The sequence below is a fragment of the Azospirillum isscasi genome, from assembly GCF_030849505.1.
Taxonomy (GTDB): Bacteria; Pseudomonadota; Alphaproteobacteria; order Azospirillales; family Azospirillaceae; genus Azospirillum; species Azospirillum isscasi.
Genome location: NZ_JAUJFI010000025.1, coordinates 26,134 through 45,110, shown reverse-complemented (window position 1 = coordinate 45,110; position 18,977 = coordinate 26,134). Strand labels below are relative to the sequence as shown.

Below are 18,977 nucleotides of genomic sequence, written 5' to 3'. Positions count from 1 at the left end.
CAGCCGCTCCGCCTCGCCCAGCCGCGTCCCCCACTGGTCCCGCAGGCCGTCCAGGTTGCCCGCCGCCCCGCCGTGGCCGGGCTCCAGCGCCAGGGTCCGCCGGTAGCTGCGCTGGGCCGCCGCCGCCTTCTCCTGCTGCTTCAGACCGTTGCCGAGATTGAACCAGGATGCGGCGTGCGCCGGGTCGAGGGCCAGCGCGCGATGCAGGCAGGCCACGGCCTCCGCCCCCTGTCCGGCCATGCGCAGGGCGGCGGCGAGGTTGCTGTAGCCGGCGACGCCGCCGGGGTCGAGGCGCAGAAAGGTCCGGAAATGGCCGGCGGCCTCCGCCGCGCGCCCGGTCTGCACCAGGAGCATCGCCAGCATCTGGTGAGCACCGCGATTTTCCGGCTCGCGCTCCAGTATGGCGCGGTAGAGCGGCTCGGCCCCCCCGTGGTTGCCGGTTTTGTGCAGGCGGATGGCGTCGTCGAGGGCAGGTTCCATGATGCGCGACCATAGACCGGTTCGGGCGCCGGTGCCAATCGCCGGCAGCGGAATCCCGCCGTGCCCAGATCGTGCCCACAACCGTTCCGCAAAACCATGCCATGAGCATGGAGGAAACCTTTCAACCGCTTTTTGCGCTCTGTGCTACGATGCGGTTTGGAAACACCAACATCCACCTTCCCAGGAATGGTCCGCGAAGATGCCTTGGAACGTTCCTGCCGGACGCTTTCCCCCGGTCGGCAACCTTAGCCAAGCCATTCCAACCCTGCCGCAAGGCGAACGCGGACGGTCTGCGCGCACCGGAGCCGCCCGGATGGACGGGACCTTCCCGAACGGGGGCCGCCCGGCCCCGGAACACCGAGTCGCCCGCGCATGGCCGGGGCACCGATGATGCACGCCCCGGACAAGGGCCGCCGGAGCCAATGGTGGACGCGACCGCAGCGGGTCCGGACCTGGCTCATCCTGCTGGTGACCGCCGTCGCCGTCCCGCTCGTCCTGTTCTCGGTGATTCTCCTCATCCGGAACATCGATGCACAGGCTCAGCAGACGGAACGGTTCGTCCGTGACCGGACGCGCCTGCTGGCCGAAGACGTGGACCGGGAGGTCGCCCGCCTGATCGCCGCCGCCGAGGTTCTGGCGACGTCGGAAAGCCTTGCCGACGACGATCTGGCCGGCTTTTACCGGCAGGCCGCCGACGTGCGGGACCGGCTCGGCACCAACGTGGTTCTCCGTGATCGGTCGGGCCGGCAACTCATCAACAGCCGCATGCCGTGGGGAGCGGATCTGCCGGACAACACGTCCGTCGAGGCCGACCAGCGCGTGCTCGACACGGCGCGCCCGCAGGTCACCGGCCTGTTCGTCGGCGGCGTGTCCCGGGCACCGCTTCTGGCGGTGATCGCCCCGGTGATCGGCGACGGCGGCATCCGCTATCTGCTGAGCCTGACCATTCCCCAGGAACGGCTTCAGGCCATCGTGTCGCCGGAGCGAATCCCGGCGGGGTGGCGGGCCGGGGTGATCGACCAGGACGGCGTCGTCATCGCCCGCTCGCATCTGACCGAACAATTCGTCGGCAAGCAGCTTCCCGCCTCGCTGTGGACCGGGATGCAGGAACTGCCGGACGGGATCCACCACGCCGTCAATCTGGAGGGGGTGGAGGCGATCCAAGCCTACAGCCGCTCCAGGACCTTCGGCTGGGTGGTCGCTGCGAGCGTTCCGCTGTCGTTGCTGGCCGCTCCGGCCCGTCAGGCCCTGCTTCTCTTCGCCGGCGGCGGCGTCGTTCTTCTCGTGGTCGGGATCGGGGCCGCCATCCTGCTCGGGCGGCGCCTGACGCGCTCCGTCGCGCGGTTATCCGAAGCGGCGGACGCGCTGGGCGCCGGATACCCGGTGCCGCCGCCCACCGGGGGCGGGGGCGTGGCCGAGATCGACGCGGTGGGACGGGCCATCCGGACGGCGGCGGACCTCATCCGGCGGCGCGAGGCGGCGCTGGCGGAGAGCGAGGCACGCTACCGGGCCATCGTGCAGACCGCGGTGGACGCCATGATGGTCATCGACAAGACCGGCACGATCCAGAGCATCAACCCGGCGGTCGAAAGCATTTTCGGGTACGAGGCCAAGGAAGTGATCGGCCAGAACGTCCACATCCTGTTGCCCGAATTGTTCCACTCTGCGCACGACGGTTACCCGAAGGCCGACCGAAGCACCGGCGAGAAGAACTTCACCGGCATCGGGCGCGAGACGGAAGGGCGGCACAAGGACGGATCGAACTTCCCGATCGAACTGGCGGTCAACGAATGGACCGCCGGCGGGCGCCGCTACTTCACGGGGATCGTCCGCAACATCACCGAACGCCGCCGTGCCGAGGACGCCCTGCGCGCCTCCAAGGCCGAGGCCGACCGGGCGAACGTCGCGAAGTCCAAGTTCCTCGCCGCGGCCAGCCACGATCTGCGCCAGCCGGTGCAGGCCATGATGCTGTTCCGATCCGCGCTGGAGCAGCGGCTGAGCGGTCATCCGGCGGCCCCCCTGCTGGACTCCTTGGGGCAGGCCATGGATGGGCTGCGCATGCTGCTCGACAGCCTTCTGGACGTCTCCAAGCTGGATGCGGGGCTGATCGTTCCCCAGTTTCAGGACCTTCCGATCGGCCAGATCATCGAGCGGCTGGGCACCGAGTATCATCCCCAGGCGGAGGCCAAGGGGCTGCGGCTGCGCGTGGCGCCCTGCACCCTGACGATCCGCAGCGACCCGGCCCTGCTGATGCGCATCCTGCGCAACCTCGTGGAGAACGCGCTGCGCTACACCGAGCATGGCGGGCTGCTGATCGGCTGCCGGCGCCGCGGCGACCGGGTGCGCATCGAAGTGGTGGACAGCGGGATCGGCATTCCCTCCGACAAGCACGAGGACATCTTCGAAGAGTTCGTTCAGGTCAGCAACCAGGAGCGGGACCGCGGCAAGGGGCTGGGGCTCGGTCTGGCGGTGGTGCGGCGCCTTGCCCGCCTGCTGGGCCACAGGATCCACCTGCGGTCCAGGCCGGGAGGCGGGTCCGCCTTCTGCGTCGATGTGCCGTTGGTCGCCCGTTACGCCTTCCCTCCGGAACAGGCCGAAGCCCGGCTGGCGAAGGACGACCGGTGCGGCCTGATTCTGGTGATCGACGACGAGCCCCTGATCCGCATCGGCCTGCAGACCATGCTGGAAGGCTGGGGATACCGCGTGCTGACGGCTGGCTCCATCGAGGATGCGGTTCAGCACGTCGAGAGCGGGGAATGGCCGAGCGCCATCCTGGCCGACTACCGCCTGCGCGACGGGAAGACGGGGCTGGACGCCATCCGGGCGGTGTGCGACCGCCTCAAGACGCCGGTGCCGGCGACCATCATCACCGGCGACACCGCGCCGGAGCGTCTGGCCGAAGCCCGCGCGGGCGGCCACACCCTGCTGCACAAGCCCATCGCCGCGCAGGAGCTGCGCAACGCCGTGGTGGAGATGCTGCCTGCGGCGGAATGACCGCGGGCCGGGCTTCGGACCGGAAGCGCCGGATGTGGGGGAGCCCGATCGGGGTGCTGTATCAGGGGGCCAGCAGCGCGGCCTCCCCGTCCTCGCCGAACTGGAGCTTGCACAGGCGGGCGTAGGTGCCGTTCTGCGCGATCAGGGTGTCGTGGGTGCCCTGCTCCACGATGCGTCCGCCCTCCATCACCACGATCCGGTCGGCGTTGCGCACGGTGGCCAGCCGGTGGGCGATGACCAGCGTCGTGCGGCCCCGGGTCAGCCGTTCCAGGGCGCCCTGGACCAGCCGTTCGGATTCGCTGTCCAGCGCGCTCGTCGCCTCGTCAAGAAGCAGGATGGGAGCGTCCTTGAGGAAGGCGCGGGCGAGCGCGAGGCGCTGCCGCTCGCCGCCCGACAGCTTCACGCCGCGGTCGCCGATGACCGTGTCGTAGCCGTCCGGCAGCCGCGCGACGAAATCGTGCGCGGCGGCGGCCTTGGCGGCGGCCACGACGTCGTCGAAGGGCGCGTCCAGCCGCCCGAAGGCGATGTTGGCACGCACCGTGTCGTTGAACAGCACCGTGTCCTGGCTGACCAGCGAGATCACCCCGCGCAGGCTGCCCAGGGTCACCGCCCGCACATCCTGCCCGTCGATCAGCACATCCCCGCCGGTCGCGTCGTAGAGGCGCGGGATGAGGTTGAAGACTGTGGACTTGCCGGCCCCGCTGCGCCCGACCAGGGCCACCGTGGCGCCCGCGGGAACCTCCAGGTCGATGCCCTTCAGCGTCTCCGTCCCCTCCTCGTAGGCGAAGCGGACGCCGCGCAAGGACACGGCGGCACGCTCCACCGCCAGGGGCTTGGCGCCGGGCCGCTCGGTGATGGTCGGCTTTTCGTCCACCAGTTCGAAGATGCGCTGGGCGGCGGCCAGACCTTCCTGGAGCACGGCGTTCAGCGTGCCGATGGCGCGCACCGGCTGCGCCGCCATGAGAAGCGCGCCGACGAAGCCGGAGAAGGCGCCGACCGAGCCCTCGCCCATCGCCATGCGGTAACCGGCGAAAGCGATCACCCCGGCCACCGCGGCGCCGCCCAGCACCTCCATCATCGGGTCGATGCGGGAGCGGGCACGGGTCGCCTTCATGGTCAGGACGAAATTGTCCTCGAAGGCGCGGGCGGCGCGGGCGCGCTCGTAATCCTCCAGGCAATAGGTCTTGACCATGCGGGCGCCGGCCAGGCTTTCGGTCAGCAGGGCGGTCATGTCGCCCATCTGCGCCTGGGTGTCGCGCGACACGCGGCGCAGCCGCTTGCCGATGTTGACGATGGGAATGGCGGCGATCGGGTAGATCAGGAAGACGATCAGTGACAGAACCCAGTCCAGGTAGAACATCGACCCGACCAGCGCGATCACCGTCAGGATGTCGCGCACCAGCCCGGTCAGGGTCCGCGACAGCGCGTTGCGGATCAGGTCCACGTCGCTGATGAAGCGGGAAGTCATCGTCCCGGTGGGGGCCGCGTGAAGCTGCGCCGTGTCGGCCTTCAGCAGATGGTCGAACATCGACAGGCGCACATCGCTGATGATGCGCTGCACGATGTCGGTGGTCACCACCGTCTGCGCGTACATCGACAGCGCCTTGACCGCCGTGACCGCGATGATCAGCACCGGGATGACCAGCAGCATGGTCCGGTCCTGCTCGGAGAACATCGAATAGGCCCGGTCGATCAGCAGCGGGTAGGCGCCGGTCGCCGCCGCCACCACGGCCATCAGGACGAAGGACAGCATCAGCTTGCCGGTGTAGGGGCGGACCCATTCCCGCAGCATGCGGCCCACCAGCCGCTCCGTCGCCGCGTCCAGGCGCAGCCGCTCTCCGCTCTTCTTGCTCACGTGCCCGTCTTCCTGTAGCGCAATCGCGATGGCTTAGCCGATGGCGCCGGTGCTTGTCCACCAGACCGGAACCGATCAGGTTTCCTTAACCGGCGGAGCTTCACACTATCCGCAGGAACGCGCTCCACCCTGTTGCAAAAGGAGGCGCCATGGCGGCGGACGGCGGAAGCGGATTCGGCAACGGGCACGGAAACGGGCACGGAAACGGCCGGCATCACCGGCCCCGCATCGGTCTGGCGCTGGGCGCCGGAGTGGCCCGCGGCTGGGCGCACATCGGGGTCCTGCGGGCGCTGAAGCGCTATGGGATCGAGGCGGACATCGTCTGCGGAAGCTCCGTCGGGGCGCTGGTCGGTGGCGTCCATCTCGCCGGAAAGCTCGACGCGCTGGAGGAATGGACGCGCAGCCTTACCCGGATGAAAATCGTCGGCTATCTGGATTTGCGGCTGCGCCAGGGCGGCGGGCTGATCGGCGGGGACCGTCTGGTGGCGGAGATGCGCCACCATCTGGGCGACGTCCGGATCGAGGAGCTTCCCAACCCTTTCGCCGCCATCGCCACCGATCTGGTCACCGGGCACGAGGTATGGATGCGCAGCGGCCCCCTGGTGGACGCCCTGCGCACCTCCTTCTCCCTGCCGGGGGTGTTCCCGCCGGTGCAGTTCGAGGGGCGCTGGATGGTGGATGGCGCGCTGGTCAACCCGGTGCCGGTGTCGGCCTGCCGGGCCCTGGGCGCCCAGATGGTGATCGCCGTGAACCTGTCCGCCGACATTATCGGCAAGGCGCGGCGCCCCGGCGCCGCGGTGCCGACCGCGGCGGGGTTCGACCTCCTGAAGCTGATCGACGATCCGGCTTCGGAGGATGGGGACAAGCCCCGCCTGGGATTCCGCGTGCCGATCGGCGCCTTGAGCCGCCGCATCTTCCGGCGCGATTACGAGGGACCGAGCCTGTTCGGCGTCATGGTCTCCTCCCTGGGCATCGTCACCGACCGCATCGCGCGGTCCCGTCTGGCGGGCGAGCCACCGGACGTGCACATCACGCCGCGGCTGGGCCACATCGGCCTGTCGGAGTTCGACCGGGCGGACGATTGCATCCGCGAGGGGGAAGCGGCGGTCGAGCGCGTCCTCCCCGACCTTCAAGACGCGCTGAGGGTTTTCGGCTATTCGCCCCCTGTCTGAGCGGAGTCAGGCGGTCAGGTCGACCGCCGCACCGCGCCGGTCGTTCACGCCGGTCAGTTGGCGCTTCAATTCCTCGGCGATCTGCTTCTCGATCGCCTCCCGCTTTTCCGGCGGCATGGCGGCGAGCGATTCCTCGTCCAGCTTGAGGCGGGTGAGCATTTGGTCCCGGATGCGCTGGGCGGGCGTCTTCCGCGCCTCCTTGAGAAAGGCGTCCGCGGCGCTGACACCGGTCGCCTCCTTGTCCGCGCTGCCGCTGCCGCCCGGCACGGTGGATTTGGTGTCGGAGCGGAGGATGCCGCTCATATAGCTGGAAATCTGCATGACGGTTTCCCGTGACCGATGGGCTGGGAGCCCGCCAAGCAAGTTTTGTGCAACCTTAAATATTATTTGAAATCAATCGCCTATTGGAACTTCCCGGTGGGGTGCTCTTGCCGGGCGGCAAAATCGGCCGGGCCGTTCCCTGCCGGTTTGCCGTCCATGGCGAATTGATCGTCGGTGGAAGCCGGCATGGAAGCGCGCCGTGCCGACAAGGCACGGCGCGCTTGCCATCGTCAGCGGCGGATCGCGCGGACCCGCTGCATCCGGTCAGCGGTCCAGCGCCGTGCCCAGCGCTGCGCCGCCCAGGCCGCCGATGATGGCGCCACGCTTGCCGTCCAAGGCGTAGCCGCCCGCGGCGCCAGCCGTGCCGCCCACCACGCCGCCGGTCGAACAGGCCGCGAGCGTCAACAGCGCAATGGCGGTCCCGATCAGGCGCAAACGAGACATGTCCAAACCCTCCTTGTGGTGCTTCTTGCTCCTGTAAACACGCGAGGATGCGATTTGCTTCCACGGCACCGCGATTCCGCCGGGACATCAGCCCGGAACGGTGCGGGAGAAGTCCGTCAAACGCCTGGAACGCCTGGCTAGAACAGCACGCGGGTGCCGACGCGCAGCATGGTGCTGTCGGACGGATCGCCGCCGTAGGTCATGGTGCCCAGATCGGCGGTGACGCTGACCTTCGGCGACATGCGGAAGCGCAGGCCCGTGGACCAAACCTCCTGCGGGGCTTGGTCGCCGACCTGGGTGTGGGCCAGCCGGCCCATGACGCTCCATCCCCGCAGCGGGGTGCCCTGCTCCAGATAGAGGCCGGCGTTGAGCGTCCGGCGGGCTGCACCGTCGTCGGGCAACTGTTCGCGATAGCCGGCGCCGACCGTCACGCCGGGAAGCGCCACCTGCCCGCCGACCACCCAGGATTTGCGGGGCGTGCCGCGGTCCTTGGCGACGGCGGCCTTGCCGGCCCCGGCGGTGATGCGCAGCCGGGCCTTGCCCATCCGGCCCTCGTGCCGGACCACCCCTTCGACGACATGGCGGGCGAGCGGGTCGGCGGCCCCCAGCTCCGTGCGGACGGGGGTGTAGCCCAGGCCGATGTTGAACCCGTGCAGGCCCGGCGAATAATAGGTCGCCCGCGCGTCCGGACCGCCAAAGGCGCCGTCGTTCATGAAGACGGGGTCGGAGAACCACTGGTCCCGCACCGGCGAGGTCGCCACCAATCGGCGCGACGCGCTTTCCGTCTGCCCGACCTCCAGCGCGCCCCAGCCGCCGAGGTCGATCGCCTTCTTGTCGAAGCGGACCGCCGCCGCACCGCCGCCCGCCGTCCGGTCCAGATCGGGCAGGGACCCCGCTGCCGCCGCGGACGACAGGACAAGCGTCAGGGCCGCGAGGGGAAGCGCCGGAATACGCCGTATACGAACCATGAAATGCCCCTCGCCCGTTGCGTTAACCCGGAAGGATTTTAGCCCGCTGCAATGCTGCATTGCGGGAGACATTTCTGTATTATTTTAGGAACATTGGGAAATTTTGGCTGCTGCATTGCACTGGCGCCCAAGAATTGCCAAAATCGGATGAACCACGGACGTGGCATTCCCCTACCCCGGCGCGAGGACTATGGAGACAGCGAGCACCATCATCCTGATCGGGTCGTCGCTGCTGATCGTCAGCATCCTGACCAGCTATCTGGCGTTGAGGTTCGGCACGCCGCTGCTGCTGATCTTCCTGGGCGTCGGGCTGCTGGCCGGCGTGGACGGCGTCGGGGGCATCAGCTTCAACGACGCGGACAGCGCGTTCCTGATCGGCTCCATCGCGCTCGCCGTGATCCTCTTCGAAAGCGGCCTGGACACCAAGCTGTCCAGCTACCGCGCGGCGGCGTGGCCGGCGCTCAGCCTCGCGACCGTCGGCGTCGCCATCACCACCGGCGTCATCGGCGTCGCCGCCCATTTTCTGCTGGGGCTGCCCTGGATCGAATCCATGCTGGTCGGCGCGGTGGTCAGCTCCACCGACGCGGCGGCGGTCTTCTTCCTGCTGCGGGTCGGCGGCATCACCATCCGCGACCGCGTGCGCTCGACGCTGGAGATCGAATCCGGCAGCAACGACCCGACCGCGATCCTGCTCACCGCCATGCTGGTGGAGGCGGCGCTGCACGGCTGGGGAACGCCGCTGGAGCTGGTCCGCTTCCTGCTGATGCAGATCGTGGGCGGCGCCGTCCTGGGCATCGCGGGCGGCGCGGGGCTGGCCGCCTTCATCAACAAGGCGCGCCTCGACCCTGGCCTGAACCCGGTGGTGACCCTGGCCTTCGCCCTGTTCCTGTTCGCCGGCACCAACGAGCTGGGGGGCAGCGGCTTCCTCGCCGTCTACGCCGCCGGCCTGGTGGCGGGCAACGTGAAGCTGCGCGGGGCGCTGGGCCTGCGGCAGTTCCATTCGGGCCTGACCTGGCTCAGCCAGATCGTCATGTTCGTGATGCTGGGCCTGTTCGCCACCCCGCACGACTTCGGCGCCATCGCCCTGCCCGCGCTGGCCCTGGCCGCCCTGCTGATCCTGCTGGCCCGCCCGCTCGCGGTGTGGCTGTGCCTGCTGCCCTTCCGCTTCTCGGCCAACGAGACGACCTTCATGGCCTGGGTCGGGCTGCGCGGGGCGGTGTCCATGCTGCTTGCCCTTGTGCCGATCCTGGGCGGCCTGCCGGGCGGGCAGGTGATCTTCAACACGGCCTTTCTGGTGGTCATCGTGTCGCTGGCGGTGCAGGGCTGGACCATCGGCCCGATGGCGCGCTGGCTGAAGCTGATCGTCCCGCCGCGGCGCGGCCCGGTCGAACGGTTCGAGTTGGAACTGCCCGGCGAAGCCGACCAGGAGATGGTCGCCTACACCGTCCACCCGAAGAGCCCCGCAGCCCGCGGGCAGCGCATGCCGCGCTTCGCCCGGCCCTCCCTGGTGATCCGCGAGGGGCGCGTGGTGCCGCTGCACAAGGCCCGGACGCTCCAGGCCGGCGACATGGTCTATCTGTTCACACCGCCCAGCCAGTTGCCGCTGATCGACAAGCTGTTCGCCGAAAGCCGCCCGCTGGACCAGGACGACCGGGAGTTCTATGGCGATCTGGTGCTGAACCCCGACGCGACGGTGGAGCAGATCGCCGAGATGTACGGCCTGCCCCTGTCGCTGGCCAACGCCAAGCGGTCGCTGCGCGACCTGCTGCGCAACGAGTTCGGCGGCAATTGCGAGCTCGGCGACCGGATGCGCATGGGCGGCGTGGAACTGATCGTCCGCGACATGCAGGACGGCCAGATCACCTCCGTCGGCCTCGCGCTGGAACCGTCGGCGATGGACAAGGCGCGCGTGCCGCTGTTCCAGCGCCCGACGCGGCTGTGGCAGAAGATCGTGTCCTGGTGGTCGAAGCGGTCCTTCCGCCGCTGGCAGCGCCGGGAAACCCGCCGCGAACGCCTGCCCGCGCACGCCATCGAAACGCCCGCCGTCGCCGGGAAGGAGCCGGAGCGGCTGGAGGGATAACCCCTCTCCCGTCCCGGGAGGAGGGTTTCCCCGTCAGGCCATCGCCGGTTGCTGGGCGCGGACCATCGCCGCGAACACATCGGGAGCGGAGGGCCGGCCGAACAGGTAGCCCTGAAGCAGATCGCAGCCGATGGAGACCAGGAAGTCCCGCTGTTCCTCCGTCTCCACCCCTTCGGCCACGGTGACGAGGCCGAGGCCGTGCGCCATGCCGACCGCGGCGCGGACCAGCGCCCCGTTCTTCAGGTTGTCCGGGATGTCCGCCATGAAGGCGCGGTCGATCTTCAGTTTCGACACCGGAAGCTGCTGCACGTAGCTGAGCGAGGAATAGCCCGACCCGAAATCGTCGATGGCCACCTGCACGCTGATGGCTTCCAGCTCCGTCAGGGTCTGCACGGCGGTCGTCAGGTCGCGCACCGCCGCCTGTTCGGTGATCTCCAGACCCAGCCGCCCGCGCAGCGCCGGGTGACGGCCCAGAAGCTCCTCCAGACGGGCGCTGAGGTTGCCGCGCAGGAACTGCGGGCCGGAAATGTTGATGAAGACCTGTTCGGGCAGGGTGCCCGCCGGCTCCCACGCGGCCATCTGCTCCACGACGGCGCTCAGCACCCAGTCGGTGATGGGAACGATCAGGCCGCTTTCCTCGGCCACCGGGATGAACTCGCCGGGAGAGACCGGCCCCAGCGTGTGCTGGGTCCAGCGCAACAGCGCCTCCGCCCCGACGATCCGCCCGGACCGGGCCTCGACGATGGGCTGATAGGCCATGTGCAGCTCGTTCCGCTCGATGGCGTGGGCGAGATGCATGGTCAGGAACATGCGCCGGGTCGCCGCCGCGGCCATTTCCGGGGTGTAGAGGCAGACGGCGTTGCCGCCGTTGTGCTGCGCGGCCTGAAGCGCCAGCTTCGCCTTGGCGTTCAGTTCCTCCAGCGTGCGGATGTCGGTGTCCTGCACCGCGGCGCCGATGGACAGCCGAAGCCGTACCCAATGGCGGTCGGCGTAGATCGAGGCGGTCAGCCGGTCGTGCAGAAGGTCGGCCAGCGTCTGCGCCTGCTCCGCGCTTTCCACGCGGGACAGGGCGGCGAACTCGTCGGCGGCGATGCGGCAGACATAGGTCTGCTGCGGAAGCACCTCCGTCACCCGGCTGACCATCGCCTTCAGCGCCGCGTCGCCGACATGGAAGCCGAACGCCTCGTTGATGTCGCTGAACTGGTCCACGTCGAGCGCGTAGAGCGCGAACAGCCCCCCCTCCTGGCCGGGGAAGGGTGCCGCGAGCACGGCCTCGCATTCCTCCAGGAAGGCGGTGCGGGTCAGCACGCCGGTCAGCGGATCGTGCCGGGCAAGATAGGTCGCCCGCTGCTCCGCCGCCAAGCGTTCGGAGATGTCGCGGATGATGCCGACAAAGACGATCTCGCGCGCCAGCCGGGCCTCGCCCACGCTCAGATGGATCGGGAACACCGTGCCGTCCTTGCGCCGGCCCAGGGCGTCGCGCCCGATGCCGATGATCCTGGGGCGTTCCGTCTCCAGATAGGAGCTGATGTACTTGTCGTGGTCGCGGGAGAAGGGAGGCGGCATCAAGACCGAGACGTTCCGCCCGATCAACTCCTCCTCGTCATAGCCGAACAGGTCGCGGCAGGAGCGGTTGACCGTGCGGATGATGCCGTTGCGGTCCGCCACCACCACGCCGTCCACCGCCGCGTCGAGCAGGGTCGTCACGAAGGGGTCGCGGCGCAGGACGAAATCGGCGACGCGGGTCGGATCGGTCACGTCTTGGAACAGGCCGAAAAAGCCCTCGGCGCCATCGCCGGTGCGGTGGGGCAGGACGCAGCCGGTCAGCACGCCGCGCCCGCCATCCGCCCGCTCCACCTCGCAATCGACGGGAGCGGCCTCGCCGGCCTGGGCGGCGCGGTCCAGGGCCTGCGCCACGGCGCGCGCCAGCGGATGCTCCAGATCGCCGAGCGCCCGTCCCGCCAGGGACTCGGGCGCCGACTTCAGAGCCGCGGCGAAGGCGGGGTTGGCGAACAGGCAGCGTCCCCCGGCGTCGGCATAGACCAGCGCGAAGGAGGCGTGGTTAAGGACGCTTTCGGCGAGCGACGCGAGGAACGCCGGCGTGTGCGGCATTGCCGGCGCGGACAGGCTGCCGGAACCCTGATGCTCTGCCGAAGACTTGTTGGACAAAACCGCACCCGCCCACCATGGCCCCCCGAAGCACGGCTCCGGGGAGCACCGAAATCGAGTTGTCATTATGACGGTATGCGGCCCGTTTTCCAACAAATTGCGGCGAAATCACAACATTTGTCGCGTACCGACCATCCCCACACCACAACCCAGGGCATGGAAACACCGCCTCGCCTCTCCCGGACGGGCTGGCGCCGACGAACGGCACCACCGAACGGGAGATACACCTTTCGATATACACCACGCCGGAGCGGAGGGCAACGAAGCCCCCTGGGTCAGGCTGCCGCAGCCAATTCCCGCACGCGCTGGGACAGCTTCTGGAAGGCACGCTCTTCGATCTGGCGGATGCGTTCGCGGCTGACGCCATGGACGGCGGCCAGTTCCTCCAGCGTCCTGGGCGACGGGCTCAGGCGGCGGGCGGTCAGGATGTCGCGCTCGCGGTCCTTCAGCACCTCCATCGCCTCGCGCAGCATGGCGCTGCGGTGCGCCGCCTCGTCGCGTTCCAGCAGGCCGTCCTCGGCGTTCGGGCGCTCGTCGGGCAGGAAGTCCTGCATCTCCGCGGTCCCCTCCCCGGCGGAGAGCGGCGCGTTCAGCGAGGCGACCGGCTGGACGAAGCGGCGGTTGACCGCCACGACGTCGCTTTCCGGCACGTCCAGTTCCTGGGCGATCCGGGTGACGCTTTCCGGCTTCAGGTCGCCGTTGCCGAACTCGCCCAGCTTGCGCTTCAGGCGGGACAGGCCGAAGAACAGCTTCTTCTGCGCGCCGGTGGTGCCCAGCTTCACGAGGCTCCAGGAGCGCAGGATGTATTCCTGGATGGACGCCTTGATCCACCACATCGCGTAGGTGGACAGGCGGAAGCCGCGGTCCGGCTCGAACTTGCGGACGGCGGTCATCAGGCCGATGTTGCCCTCGCCGACCAGATCGGTCATCGGCAGGCCATAGCCGCGGAATCCGCTGGCGATCTTGACGACCAGACGCAGATGGCTGGTCACCAGCTTGCGGGCCGCGTCCATGTCGCCATGCTGGCGCCACGCGGTGGCCAGCACATACTCCTCCTCCGCACCCAGAACGGGGAAGCGGTGAATTTGCTCGACGTAGCGGGACAGCGACTCGCCGGAAAAGGGTGCGGTCAGCGCAAGTGCGGTGCTCATGTCACATCCTCATGAAAGCGATATGACCCTATCCACCGGCCCCCGCCCTGGGCAGCCGGCACCTTCGATGCGAAGGCGACCACAGTTTACGCGGACGGCGCCGCAAGTCAACGCTGTGCGCCCAGGAGAGTCGGCAGCCTTGAATTGGGCGCATGGCGGACCCTGCTCATAAACCGGGCGTAAACCACCTGGGCCTTATTCAGGGCGGAAAAATGCCAACCCATGGACGGGCAGACTCCGATGGCCGACATTCTTGTCGTCGATGACGATCCGGTATCCCTCAGCATCGTCACCAAAATTCTGGAGAAGGAAGGAAACCGCGTGACGGGCTGCACCGACGCGCGGCAGGCCATCGAATCCCTCACCTTCCATGACTTCGACCTGCTGGTGACCGATCTCATCATGCCGCAGCATGACGGGTTCGAAGTCATCCAGGCCGCCAGGAACCTTCGCCCGGATCTGCGGATCATCGTCCTGTCCGGCATCGACGAGCGGGTGCCGCCGGAACTGACCATGCAGGCCCTGACCAAGCTGGGCGTCGCCCGGATGATCCGCAAGCCGATCAAGCCGACCGTTCTGGCGTCCGAAGTGCTCGCGGTGCTGGTCGCCGGCTGACCGGCCGTCCACGGCTTCCTCGCGGTTGCATCGGGGCGGAGCTTGCCGCACCCTGCCCTGGCGACCCCGACCCCACGCCAGACGGAAGCCCGCATGATCCGCGCCACGCTCGCCGCCCTTCTGTCCGCAAGCGTCCTCGCCGGCCTGCCGGCGGTTTCCCGCTCCGCGGCGGCGGAGGCGCCGGCCTTCGGCCTGCCGGTCGATTGCCGGGTCGGGGAGACCTGCTTCGTGCAGAATTACGTGGACGAGGACCCCGGCCCCGGCTGGCGCGACCACGCCTGCGGGCGGCTGAGCTACGACGGCCACGACGGCACGGACATCCGCCTGCCCGACTACACGGCCATGGACCGGGGCGTCGCCGTGCTGGCCGCCGCCGCCGGCACCGTCCTCCGGGTGCGCGACGGCATGGAGGACGTGAACGTCAACGTCGTCGGGCGCGACACGGTGATGAAGGTCGGGGGCGGCAACGCCGTCGTCATCGACCATGGCGACGGCTGGCAGACGGCCTATCTGCACATGAAGCGCGGCAGCGTCGCGGTCACCCCCGGCCAGCGGGTGGAGGCCGGGCAGCGGCTGGGCGAGGTCGGCCTGTCGGGACTGACCGAGTTCCCCCACCTGCATTTCGGCGTCCGCCACAACGGCGCCGTGGTGGACCCCTTCGTCGGCCAGCGGCCCTTCACCGCCTGCGGCCAGCCCATGACGCCCTTGTGGAACGCCGGAACGGCCAAGGCGCTCGCCTACCGCCCGACCGCCGGGCTGAGCGCCGGCTTCGCCACCCGCGTTCCGGAACCCGAACCGGCCCGCCGGGGCGACTTCGCCGGGGAGGCGCTGACGCCGGACTCGCCCCTGCTGGTGCTGTGGTCGGACATCATGGGCGTGCGCGACGGGGACACCCAGCGAATCCGCATCCTGGACGGCGAAGGCCGGACCCTGTTCGACAACAGCAAGGGCATCGCGGGGGACAAGGCCGTCTGGTTCGCCTATCAGGGATTGAAACGTCCGGCGGCGGGATGGCCCAAGGGTCCCTACCGGGGCATCGTGACGTTGACCCGCGGCGGCACGGCGGTGCTCACGCTGGAACGCCGGCTGGAGGTCCGCTGACGTTCTTTACGGCGCCGAACCCGTCTTCATGCCGTCCGGAACACCCTGGGTCAGCAGCGTGGTCAGCCAGCGGAAGTTCGGCGCGCTTTCCGCCTGAAGGGCGCTCTGCACCACCTGCATGGCCTCTTGCGCGTTCGGCGCCGGCATGTCGGGGGTCTGCCCGTCGGCGGTCTGGCCGCCCGAGGCATCCTCCGCCCCGCTCTGCGCGAAGACGCTGACGGCGCCGATGCCCAGCCGATGGGCGATGGCGGAGCTTCCCGTGACCGGCCCCGCCGCGGAGGAGGCCATCATCCCGGCAAGACCGGCGCCGCCGTCCTCCGCGCCGACGCCGTTCAACTGCTCCAGCATCGCGGCGAACTGGCCGGCGAGTTCCCCCGCCTGACGGGACGCACCCGTGCCTTTGCGCTCCAGAAGCTCTTCAGCCCGGATGCGCATCAACTGGGAAGCATCGGCGTTGGCCGGTATCGACATGGCGCGTGGACCCTGCGGCGTTCGGCTACCGCATCAAGGCAAGCAAGGGCCGGGCCATCGGCGGAAGGACCGGAGACGCGAGGGGCGGGGTATGTCCGCCCCCGGCCACCCGGCAAAATTTTCCGGCCCACCCGGCAAGAATGACCCATCGTCCGGCAAGAACTGACCAGCCGAGGCCCCTGCTGCTGCTGAGCACAGTCCTTAAAGCGAACGTCCGTTCGCTTTAGACTCATATCGCCTCATTCGCCGGCTCTCAGCGGATGCCAATGGCATCCGCCTGCCGCCAGCGGGAACTGTGTTCCCGCGAAAGGCGGGCTTCGGCCGCATGGGCGGCCGGGGCCGCCGTCGCGGTCCAAAGCGGATCGCAATCCGGACAGTTAATCCCGGAAGTTCACATACTGCAGGGGCTGTTCGATCTTCAGCCCGCGCACCAGGGCGATGGCGTCCTGGAGATCGTCGCGCTTCTTGCCGGTGACACGCAGTTCGTCGCCCTGGATGGAGACCTGGACCTTCATCTTGCTGTCCTTGATCGCCTTGACGATGGACTTGCCGAGATCCTGGGCGATGCCCTGCTTGACGGTGACGACCTGACGCAGCGCGTCGCCCGCCGCCCGCTCCGGCTTGTTGGAATAGTCCAGGGCCCCCGCGTCGAGCTTCCGGCGCGTCACATAGACCTTCAGAAGCTCCTGCATCTGCTCAAGCTTGGGGGCATCGTCGGCCAGCAGCGTGATGTCGTTCTCGGTGCGCTCCACGGTGCAGCGCGAGCCCTTGAAGTCGAACCGGGTCTCGATCTCGCGGCGCATGCCGTTCAGCGCGTTGTCGATTTCATGGATGTCGGTCTTGGACACAATGTCGAAGGACGGCATGGCGCTCTCTTTGCTCAGGCGGACGGAAGTGCCGGAACCGTAGACGAGGCCGCCCCCCGCCTTCAAGGGCGCGGTGACGGAATCCGTTCCCCAAGCGGCGCTTTCGCCTCAGGTCGGCAGAATTCAGGTCGGCAGAATTCAGGTCGGTTGTCCGGGGTGCTGGAACTCGATCCCCGGATTGCCGCCCGGCCCGCCGTTGCCGGGCGCGTTCTCATAGGGCTTGTCCGGCATCTTCGGCTGCGGCTGCGCGTAGAACCGCGGCTCCCGGTCGTCCCAGGACCGTTCGAAGGGAAGCCGCATCATCGGGTTGGTGCCGTTGCGCTGCGCCTCCCGCTGGGCTTCCTGCAACTGCTCCGCCATGCGGCGGTCCCAGGGCAGGCGGTAGAGGTTCGGGGCCTGTTCCCACAGCAGGGTCAGGTAGATCGCCTCGTTCTCGACCAGGGTGGCGCTCAGCACCTTCGCCTCGCGGACGTTGGCTCCCATCCATTCCAGCGTGACCGGCTTCGCCCGGCCCAGCAGCGCCGCCGGCGCGGCGTAGGCCGCCGGCAGCATCAGCGCGAACAGCAGCAGGATCACCACCCGAGCCATCCGGTTGCGCGCCCAGCGCAGGGCCGACAGGACGAGCAGCAGGGTGACCACTGCGACGAAGCCGAAAAGGACGGTCAGGCTTTCCATGGCGCACTCTCGATCCGGCGGGTCAGTTCTTGGCGGAGCGCAGCGGCTTGTACACGGCGTTCAGGGACCCCGGCACCAGCTCGCCCCGTTCCGTCAGGGTGAAGCGGAAGGCGGTGATCTCCTGCCCTTCGTGGTCCAGCCGGACGCGCGTGGCGGCGACGGTGGCGGCTCCCGATTCATGCTCCGCCTTGACGCGGGCGACCACCCTGACCCAGATGGGGAACACATTCTCAAGGTTGCGGAACATATGCACGTTGACCGTGTACTCCCCAGGCGGGATGCCGCGGGAATAGGAGGTCTCGAAATTCACCTCGGTCGGGTCGGCGTAGGCGCCCAGATCGTCGCGCAGCAGGTTGAAGATCAGCCCCGACTTGTTCGAATAGCCGACCGGCACGTCCCCCGGCGCCTGGACCCACAGATCGACGTCGCTGCGCAGCTTGTCGTCCCAGCGCGCCTCGATGATGACGTTTCCCGGCGGCTCCGTTCCCGCCGCGGCGGAGGAGGACTCGTTCTGCTGATTGGCCTCGGCCTTCTTCGACTCGTTGATGAAGGGGACCGCCAGGACCGCGCAGGCCACGAAACCGCACAGCAGAAGGGTCAGCAGGTCCCGCGCGACGAGCACGCCGGTCTGGTCCTCGCCCAGGAAATCGTTCATGGCGTCGCCTCGCCGCTCAGGGCGCCGTAGGAGGCCGGGTGGGGCGCGGTGAAGGCCGTATTTTCGGCCCTGGGGGCGGTCCGCGAGCGGACATGGGCCTCGTCCATGATCAGCGCGCACAGGGACGCCGTGGCCCCGCGCAGAAGCTGCAGGTTGCAGGTCGTCCACAGGCACAGGGCGCCGCCCAGCATCGTCGCGTAGATCGCCACGCCCAGCCCGCTCGCCAGCGTGGTCACCATGGCGCCCGCCGACGATGCGTTGCCCACCATGTCGGGCGTGATGTTCGCGGCGAACAGGCTGAAGCCCCAGGCCGTGCCGATCAGGCCGAGCATGCCCAGCGCGTTGGCGATGTGCTGGAGATGCGAGATCCGGGAGAACAGGCGGATTTCCAGCGCTCGCTCGCTCTCGACCCTCATCAGGCGTCCGCCGCCGAGCTTGGCCCGGTCCAACTCGCCGCCGATTTTCCAAACCCGATAGGCGGACATGACCAGGCCGATCAGGAACACGATCCCGATGATCGCGGTCGCCACGGCGATGTGCCCGGTCAGGACCCGGTCCAGCCAGCCCTGAGCGTAGAGGATGAAGACGAAGGCCGAAATGGTCAGATTGAAGGCGACGAATTTCGCCTTGAGGAGCCACTGTTCTTCCATGGTCTTGACCCTATGACGGTTGAGTATGTCTCCGGATCGTCGTCCTCACACGGTGAATTCGCGCAACGGGAGTGCCTCCGGGAAGCCGGACGGCGATGGTGAAATCGGGGAGGCGGCGGGCGGGTGCGGGGCCCGAGCGACGGCGGTCCAAGCCACGGCGGCCCAAGCCACGGCGGCCCAAGTCACGGCGGCAGGACGGCTCCGTATCGGCCATCGGTTCATCGGCGCACCTTCGCCCGAATTGCGCGATGACGGAGCCATTCAGGACTCATCCGTCACACCATGAACCCCGGCCCAGGCCAAGAGTTCC

At 68.8% G+C, this 18,977-nt stretch carries 17 protein-coding genes; 5 read left to right on the top strand and 12 right to left on the bottom strand.

Going from position 1 to position 18,977, the window contains the following annotated elements; all coding sequences use genetic code 11:
* Nucleotides 1–480: tetratricopeptide repeat protein (locus QSG27_RS07765; protein ID WP_306704841.1), on the bottom strand; the 480-nt coding region annotated here is incomplete at its 3' end.
* Nucleotides 481–852: 372 nt separating this feature from the next.
* Between QSG27_RS07765 and QSG27_RS07760 the strand changes: the two genes are divergently transcribed.
* A complete protein-coding gene (locus QSG27_RS07760) occupies nucleotides 853–3,474 on the top strand; it encodes a hybrid sensor histidine kinase/response regulator (RefSeq protein ID WP_306704839.1) in 2,622 nt (873 codons plus the stop codon).
* 61 nt (nucleotides 3,475–3,535) lie between these two features.
* Here QSG27_RS07760 and QSG27_RS07755 read toward each other — a convergent pair whose 3' ends face one another.
* A complete protein-coding gene (locus tag QSG27_RS07755) occupies nucleotides 3,536–5,329 on the bottom strand; it encodes an ABC transporter ATP-binding protein (RefSeq protein WP_306704837.1) in 1,794 nt (597 codons plus the stop codon).
* Between the two features lie 149 nt (nucleotides 5,330–5,478).
* Between QSG27_RS07755 and QSG27_RS07750 the strand changes: the two genes are divergently transcribed.
* On the top strand, nucleotides 5,479–6,501 hold the full coding sequence (locus QSG27_RS07750; RefSeq protein WP_306704835.1) for a patatin-like phospholipase family protein: 1,023 nt from the start codon (nucleotides 5,479–5,481) through the stop codon (nucleotides 6,499–6,501).
* Between the two features lie 6 nt (nucleotides 6,502–6,507).
* On the opposite strand, the gene QSG27_RS07745 is transcribed toward QSG27_RS07750, so the two are convergent.
* The 3 genes from QSG27_RS07745 to QSG27_RS07735 all read right to left on the bottom strand — a co-directional run bounded on the left by QSG27_RS07745 (nucleotide 6,508) and on the right by QSG27_RS07735 (nucleotide 8,234).
* Nucleotides 6,508–6,822, bottom strand: a complete 315-nt coding sequence (locus QSG27_RS07745; protein ID WP_306704833.1) for a hypothetical protein — start codon at nucleotides 6,820–6,822, stop codon at nucleotides 6,508–6,510.
* A gap of 264 nt (nucleotides 6,823–7,086) precedes the next feature.
* On the bottom strand, nucleotides 7,087–7,266 hold the full coding sequence (locus tag QSG27_RS07740) for a hypothetical protein (protein WP_306704831.1): 180 nt from the start codon (nucleotides 7,264–7,266) through the stop codon (nucleotides 7,087–7,089).
* Between the two features lie 137 nt (nucleotides 7,267–7,403).
* Nucleotides 7,404–8,234: a porin gene (locus tag QSG27_RS07735; protein WP_306704829.1), complete on the bottom strand. Its 831-nt coding sequence runs from the start codon at nucleotides 8,232–8,234 to the stop codon at nucleotides 7,404–7,406.
* Between the two features lie 190 nt (nucleotides 8,235–8,424).
* Here QSG27_RS07735 and QSG27_RS07730 point away from each other — a divergent pair, with 190 nt between their 5' ends.
* Nucleotides 8,425–10,314, top strand: coding sequence for a potassium/proton antiporter (locus tag QSG27_RS07730; RefSeq protein WP_306704827.1), 1,890 nt, complete (start codon nucleotides 8,425–8,427; stop codon nucleotides 10,312–10,314).
* Between the two features lie 33 nt (nucleotides 10,315–10,347).
* Here QSG27_RS07730 and QSG27_RS07725 read toward each other — a convergent pair whose 3' ends face one another.
* Nucleotides 10,348–12,426 carry a putative bifunctional diguanylate cyclase/phosphodiesterase gene (locus tag QSG27_RS07725; protein WP_306704825.1) on the bottom strand — a complete coding sequence of 693 codons (2,079 nt, stop codon included), beginning with the start codon at nucleotides 12,424–12,426 and terminating at the stop codon, nucleotides 10,348–10,350.
* A gap of 332 nt (nucleotides 12,427–12,758) precedes the next feature.
* On the bottom strand, nucleotides 12,759–13,634 hold the full coding sequence (gene rpoH, locus QSG27_RS07720) for an RNA polymerase sigma factor RpoH (protein WP_306704823.1): 876 nt from the start codon (nucleotides 13,632–13,634) through the stop codon (nucleotides 12,759–12,761).
* A gap of 240 nt (nucleotides 13,635–13,874) precedes the next feature.
* On the opposite strand from rpoH, the gene QSG27_RS07715 reads away from it, so the two are divergent.
* Entirely contained in the window at nucleotides 13,875–14,249 is a 375-nt protein-coding gene (locus QSG27_RS07715; protein ID WP_306704821.1) for a response regulator, read from the top strand.
* Between the two features lie 93 nt (nucleotides 14,250–14,342).
* Nucleotides 14,343–15,350 (top strand): M23 family metallopeptidase, encoded by a 1,008-nt coding sequence (locus QSG27_RS07710; RefSeq protein WP_306704819.1) that lies wholly within the window; start codon nucleotides 14,343–14,345, stop codon nucleotides 15,348–15,350.
* Nucleotides 15,351–15,356: 6 nt separating this feature from the next.
* On the opposite strand, the gene QSG27_RS07705 is transcribed toward QSG27_RS07710, so the two are convergent.
* The 5 genes from QSG27_RS07705 to QSG27_RS07685 all read right to left on the bottom strand — a co-directional run bounded on the left by QSG27_RS07705 (nucleotide 15,357) and on the right by QSG27_RS07685 (nucleotide 18,667).
* Nucleotides 15,357–15,821: a hypothetical protein gene (locus QSG27_RS07705; RefSeq protein ID WP_306704818.1), complete on the bottom strand. Its 465-nt coding sequence runs from the start codon at nucleotides 15,819–15,821 to the stop codon at nucleotides 15,357–15,359.
* Nucleotides 15,822–16,198: 377 nt separating this feature from the next.
* Nucleotides 16,199–16,687, bottom strand: coding sequence for a YajQ family cyclic di-GMP-binding protein (locus QSG27_RS07700; protein WP_306704817.1), 489 nt, complete (start codon nucleotides 16,685–16,687; stop codon nucleotides 16,199–16,201).
* Nucleotides 16,688–16,825: 138 nt separating this feature from the next.
* Entirely contained in the window at nucleotides 16,826–17,362 is a 537-nt protein-coding gene (locus tag QSG27_RS07695; RefSeq protein WP_306704816.1) for a hypothetical protein, read from the bottom strand.
* Nucleotides 17,363–17,384: 22 nt separating this feature from the next.
* On the bottom strand, nucleotides 17,385–18,017 hold the full coding sequence (locus tag QSG27_RS07690) for a hypothetical protein (protein WP_306704815.1): 633 nt from the start codon (nucleotides 18,015–18,017) through the stop codon (nucleotides 17,385–17,387).
* Nucleotides 18,014–18,667, bottom strand: a complete 654-nt coding sequence (locus QSG27_RS07685) for a MotA/TolQ/ExbB proton channel family protein (RefSeq protein ID WP_306704814.1) — start codon at nucleotides 18,665–18,667, stop codon at nucleotides 18,014–18,016. The genes QSG27_RS07690 and QSG27_RS07685 overlap by 4 nt, the downstream gene beginning before the upstream one ends.
* Nucleotides 18,668–18,977 lie beyond the last annotated feature (310 nt).